A 5,680-nucleotide genomic window follows, 5' to 3' on the forward strand; every position below is an offset into this window, starting at 1 on the left:
ACATTATCCACGCGGCCCCCCTATCCAACAGGGCCCAACTTGCGGGGCGGGGACCCGGTCCGGGAACGGGACCGGCGCCCGGTCAATGACGCTAGTCGGCTCGGGAGACGGACACCATTTCGTCGCGGTCGACGACCTTGATGCGGGTGCGGCCGACGGCCCCGCCCAGTGCGAGCTCGTGCTGGTCCAGGTTGTGCCAACCGTCGAGGCCGGTGTACTTCACGCCGCGCGCGTCGAGCAGTTCCACGATGCTCTTCTCCGAGGGTGACTCGGGGCGCCACCAGTTGCCGAGGTCGTTGATGAGGTGCCGGATGGTTTCCATCGCGTCGCTCTTGGTGTGGCCGATCAGACCGACCGGTCCGCGTTTGATCCAACCGGTCGCGTAAACGCCATACATCTGCTGGTTGAACAGTCCACCAGTGCCGGCCGAGGGGTCGCGCCGCAGCACCTGGCCCTCGCGGTTGGGAATGACGCCGCGCTTCTTATCGAAGGGCACGTCGGGCAGTTCCGACCCGAAATAGCCGACCGCCCGGTAGACGGCCTGCACCGGGATCTCGCGAATCTCACCGGTGCCGATGACGCCGCCAGCGGCATCCGTTGCGGTGCGTTCCCAGCGAAAAGCGGCCACCTGGCCGGTGCCGTCATCGACGATCTCGACCGGCTTGGCGAAGAAGTGCAGGTGCAGGCGGCGGCTGGCCGTGCCGGTCTCGCGGGCGCGCCACTGGTTCAGCGTTTTATCGATCACGAAGACCTGCTTGTTGCTCGCGACGGCGGCCTTCGCGGCTTCGTCGTAGTCGAAATCTTCGTCGTAGACGATCATGTCCACATCGTTGAGCTGGCCGACCTCACGCAGCTCCAGCGGCGTAAATTTAACGGATGTCGGCCCGCGGCGCCCAAAAATGTGCACGTCGGTCACCGGTGACGCTTTGAGCCCGTCGTAGACGTTCGCGGGAATCTCGGTCGGAAGCAGGTCGTCGGCATGCTTGATGAGCATGCGGGACACGTCGAGGGCCACGTTGCCGTTGCCGATCACCGCGATCTCGCGCGCCTCGAGCGGCCAGGTGCGGGGCACGTCGGGGTGCCCGTCGAACCAGCTGACGAAGTCGGCGGCGCCGTACGAGCCGTGCAGTGACGCACCCGGAATCTTCAGGTCGGCGTCCTGCACGGCACCGGTCGCGAAGATGACCGCGTTGTAGTGTTTCTTGAGATCGTCGAGCGTGACGTCCACACCGAACCGCACGTTGCCGAACACACGAATGTCGCCGCTGTCGAGCACACCGCGTAGTGCGGTGATGATGCCCTTGATGCGGGGGTGATCGGGGGCGACGCCGTAGCGCACAAGCCCGTACGGCGCCGGCAGGTGGTCGAAGAGGTCGATCGAGACCTCAAAATTGCGCTCGGACTTGAGCAGAATATCGGCGGCGTAGATGCCAGCCGGTCCTGCGCCGACGATGGCCAGTCTCAATTTGGTCACTGAAGATTCCTTACTGCGCGAGCAGGCCGGGCCCGATCCCCGACACACTCTCGAATGGGTCTAGCTGGAGCGCTCGACGATGGTCTCGGCAAATCGGGTGAGAGCTTTTTTGACCGAACCGTTCGGCAACGGCGCCAGGGCGGCGACCGCGTCGCGGGCCCAACCGTGCGCCTCGGCGAGGGTCTCGGCGGTGACGGCGTGCTCACGCAGCGCGGTGATCGCCGCATCGGCGGTCTCGGTCGGCGCTGAATCGATAGCCATGACGTCGCGTTCCAGCCGGTGCAGCAGGTCAGCGGATGCCCCATCGCTCACGGCACGCTCCCGCAGCCGAAGCAGGGGAAGCGTGACGACGCCCGCCCGCAGGTCCGTGCCGGGTACCTTTCCGGTATCCTGCGGCTGCGGTGACAGGTCGAGCACGTCGTCGATGAGCTGAAAGGCCACGCCGATCTTCTCGCCGAAGTCCACGACGGGTTGTTCGTAATCGGCCGGGGCGTTGGAGAACACCACACCGCCCTGGGCGGCCGCGGCGATGAGCGAACCGGTCTTGCCGGCGAGCACCTGGATGTAGTGCTCGACCGGGTCTTCGCCGGCGCGCGGGCCGACCGTCTCCTGAAACTGGCCGAGTACAAGGCGCTCGAAGGTCGTCGCCTGAAGTTTAATGGCGCGTTCGCCGAGGCGGGCCATCAGCTGGCTCGCGCGGGCGAACAGCAGGTCGCCGGTAAGGATGGCGATGGAGTTGCCCCAAACGGTTTGCGCGCTCGGCACGCCGCGGCGCTTGTCGGCGTCGTCCATGACGTCGTCGTGATAGAGCGAGGCGAGGTGGGTCAGTTCAATCGCCGTCGCCGCGGTGACGACATCGGGCACCACACCCTCACCCAGGTGCGCGGTGAGCAGCGCGAGCATGGGGCGAACCCGCTTGCCGCCCGCATTCAGCAGGTAGCGACTGGTGACGGTGGCGATTTCGTTGGCGTAAACGAGCTCGTCGATGAGCGCGGCTTCGACCTTTTCGATGCCGGCATCGATGTTTGCGGCCAGGCCACGGTCGGCGGGGGTCGAGAAAATACGATCGCCGAGGCCCGCCTGGCTGGTCACCGACGCGCTGCGTCGAATCACGGGGGCTCTGAATTTCACGTAAGTCAGCCTATCGAGTAGATCAGCAGGTCAGGATGCCGCGGGCTTGATGGCGCGGTGCAGGGCCACGATACCGAGTGTGAGGTTGCGGTAGGCGACCTGGGAAAATCCGGCCGAGCGCAGCCATCCGCTGAGTACCGGCTGGGTTGGCCACGCCGCGATGGACTCGCCGAGGTAGTCGTATGCTTCGGCGTTCGACGATGCAAGCCGCACCACTCGAGGCATGACGTGGTTGAGGTAGGCAAAGTAGCTCTGGCGCACGAGCGTCAGCGGCGGAGTGGAGAACTCGCAGATGACGACGCGGCCGCCGGGCTTGGTCACCCGGTAGAACTCGGCGAGGGCCTTCTTCGGTTCGACGACGTTGCGCAGTCCAAAGGAGATGGTGACGGCGTCGAACTCATTGTCCTGAAAAGGCAGCGCGGTGGCGTCGGCCTGCACGAACTCGATGCTCGCGTTCTGCGCGTGGCGAGCTTTGCCGACCTCGATCATGCCGGCCGAGAAGTCGGCGGCGATGACGTGGGCGCCACTGCGCGCGAGGGCGGCGCTGGAGGTTCCAGTGCCGGCGGCGATGTCGAGAATGCGTTCGCCCACCTGCGGGTTGACCGCCTTGGTGGTGGCGATGCGCCAGAGCGACGCGTTGCCGACCGACAGCAGCGCGTTCGTGCGGTCATAGTGGGCGGCGACCTCGTCGAACATGGCAGCCACCTGCGCGGGCCGTTTGTTCAGGTCTGCTCTATTCACCCCACCATTCTAGGTTGCGCGAGGCGGGCGAAACTGCACGGTTGCCGGGCCGCACAGGCGCGGGCGTAGGCTACAGAAGTGAATGTGCAGGCCGTGACGGTCGAAACCTCCCCGATAGCCGATATCCGCCAACTGATCCTGCTGCTCGACGGCCGTACGCCCCTGCTCTGGATGCGTCGAAACCAAGGCCTGGCCGGTATCGGCTCTGCTCTGCGGCTCGAATTCTCCGGCCCGACCCGTATGACGGATGCTGCGGCCGCTTGGAAACAGGTCGTCGCCCTGGCCACCGTGACCGATCCGCTTGCCCGCACCGGCACTGGGCTGCTCGCATTCGGCGCCTTCGCCTTCGATGCATCGTCCGCGCAGACCAGCGTGCTGATCGTGCCCGAGATTATCGTCGGCCGCGAAAACGGCCAGTGCTGGGTGACCCGCATCTGGGCGACCGGGGCCAGTGCGCCCGAGAACCCGCTCGTACTGCATCCGCTCGGCGACGAGTACCGCATCGCCCTGCTACCCGGAGCGTTGCCCCCCGAGTCGTTTCGCACAGCGGTCAGCTCGGGAATCGAGAGCATTCGAGCCCAAGAGGTCAGCAAGGTGGTACTCGCCCGTGACCTTGTCGGTCGGGTGCCAGCCGAATCCGACCTGCGTCGCGCAATAACCCGCCTCGCCCTCGGCTACCCGGATTGCTGGACCTACGCCGTCGACGGCCTGATCGGGTCGAGCCCGGAAACCCTCATACGTGCCGACCACGGTTCGGTCAACGCCCGGGTGCTGGCTGGCACGATGTCGCGGGGCGTGGACGCCGAAGACGACCGCGAGGCGGCGCTCGCCCTGGCGACCTCCTCGAAAGACGGCGACGAGCACGAGTTCGCGGTGCAGAGTGTGCTGAAGTCGCTGCGCCCGCACACCTCGGCGCTCGCCACGAGCGAGATCCCCTTCACGGTGAAACTACCCAACCTCTGGCACCTCGCGACCGACCTGGAGGGCACCTTGAGTGACGGGTCGACCTCGCTCGACCTAATCGCGGCGCTGCACCCGACGGCCGCCGTCGCTGGAACTCCCACCGATGCAGCCCTGAACCTTATTCGCGAGCTCGAACCGTTTGATCGTGGCCGCTATGCCGGGCCGGTCGGTTGGGTTGGCGCCGACGGCGATGGCGAGTGGGCGATCGCCTTGCGCTGCGCGCAGGTGGCCCCGACCGGCGCAATCACGGCCTACGCCGGCTGCGGCATCGTGCTGGACTCAGACCCAGAGCGCGAGCTGGCCGAGACGAAGATGAAATTTCGCCCCATCGTAGAAGCCTTCGGCTAGCCCTGACGCCAGCGCCAGGAGTCGACCGCCGCGGCGATGATCTCCTCGCCGTTGTCAGCGGGAATGACGAAGGAGATCACGAAGAACTTCACCGGCTCCCCGGCAAACTGGTAGGTGTTCGGTGCGAAGACGGTGAGGAACGCCTTGGTTTTGGTCTTTTCCGCGGTGCTTGTGAGGCGCGTGAGGTTGGCATCGACGCCGTCGAGGCTGACGGCCTCCTTCAGGCTCGTGACCTCGCCGGCATCGGGAAAGTAGCTCTCATTCAGAAAGTCGACCATGTCGTCGAGGCTGCCGCTCGGAGCCCATTCGTCGGTGCTGGCCACCCGCACGGGTTCCACCAGCACGCTGCCCAGGATGCTGCCAACGCCGGTGTTGTTGATCTCACCGTCGGCGTCATACTCGCCCCACAATTCCTGGGAAGTGATGCAGCCCTCCGTCTTCTCGGCGGACTGGTTGTTGATGTAGTCGGCGGGCCCGTTGAAGGAATAGCAGGGGGTGATGATGGGCTGCGCGTCATTCAGGATCGACGTACCGATCCCCGAACTCACCAGCGAAATCACGATCACACTGATCACCAGCACATTGGTGAGCAGGGCCAGGGCTGACCCGATCAGGCCCATGAGCCCGAACCCCTTGCGGCCATGTTTGCGCAGTGCGAGGATGCCGAGAACGATTCCGGTGATACCCAGCAGCAGCCCCAGAACCGGTATCCAGCCGGTGACAAAGGCGCTGATACCCACGATGAGTGCCGCGAGGGTGATGCCTCCGCGACGTTCGGGCGGGTTCGGCACGGGCGGGTTAGGCACGGGCGGGTTCGGCACGGGCGTCTGGTCGGGAAAGCTGGCCGGCTGCGAGTAGCCCCGGGGTGAGTCGATGGTCATCTGGGCCTCCCGGCATCCGTGTGCCACAACGGTACCAATCCCTCGCCGTTCCCCGGCCGTTCCCCGGCCGTTCCCCGGCCGCGTGGTCCTGAGGGCGGGTACTGGGTAGCTTCGCGGGTGCCGAGGCAACCCTGTACCCGCC

Annotated in this window: 5 protein-coding genes; 1 reads left to right on the forward strand and 4 read right to left on the reverse strand. The window is 66.0% G+C overall.

Going from position 1 to position 5,680, the window contains the following annotated elements:
• Nucleotides 1-91: 91 nt before the first annotated feature.
• Genes LH475_RS11780 through ubiE form a run of 3 tightly spaced genes read right to left on the reverse strand, consistent with a single transcriptional unit; the run spans nucleotide 92 to nucleotide 3,346 of the window.
• On the reverse strand, nucleotides 92-1,474 hold the full coding sequence (locus LH475_RS11780; protein ID WP_297414192.1) for an FAD-dependent oxidoreductase: 1,383 nt from the start codon (nucleotides 1,472-1,474) through the stop codon (nucleotides 92-94).
• A gap of 60 nt (nucleotides 1,475-1,534) precedes the next feature.
• Nucleotides 1,535-2,605 carry a polyprenyl synthetase family protein gene (locus tag LH475_RS11785; RefSeq protein ID WP_297414194.1) on the reverse strand — a complete coding sequence of 357 codons (1,071 nt, stop codon included), beginning with the start codon at nucleotides 2,603-2,605 and terminating at the stop codon, nucleotides 1,535-1,537.
• A gap of 30 nt (nucleotides 2,606-2,635) precedes the next feature.
• Nucleotides 2,636-3,346 (reverse strand): bifunctional demethylmenaquinone methyltransferase/2-methoxy-6-polyprenyl-1,4-benzoquinol methylase UbiE, encoded by a 711-nt coding sequence (gene ubiE / locus LH475_RS11790; RefSeq protein WP_196845633.1) that lies wholly within the window; start codon nucleotides 3,344-3,346, stop codon nucleotides 2,636-2,638.
• Nucleotides 3,347-3,424: 78 nt separating this feature from the next.
• Here ubiE and LH475_RS11795 point away from each other — a divergent pair, with 78 nt between their 5' ends.
• Complete coding sequence (locus LH475_RS11795) at nucleotides 3,425-4,657, forward strand: isochorismate synthase (RefSeq protein WP_297414197.1); 1,233 nt, start codon at nucleotides 3,425-3,427, stop codon at nucleotides 4,655-4,657.
• Here the strand turns inward: LH475_RS11795 and LH475_RS11800 are convergent.
• On the reverse strand, nucleotides 4,654-5,538 hold the full coding sequence (locus tag LH475_RS11800) for a DUF4190 domain-containing protein (protein WP_196845634.1): 885 nt from the start codon (nucleotides 5,536-5,538) through the stop codon (nucleotides 4,654-4,656). The two genes, LH475_RS11795 and LH475_RS11800, sit on opposite strands and share 4 nt — an antisense overlap.
• Nucleotides 5,539-5,680: the final 142 nt, after the last annotated feature.

Origin of the sequence: Cryobacterium sp. (assembly GCF_026786305.1) — a bacterium.
Taxonomy (GTDB): Bacteria; Actinomycetota; Actinomycetes; order Actinomycetales; family Microbacteriaceae; genus Cryobacterium.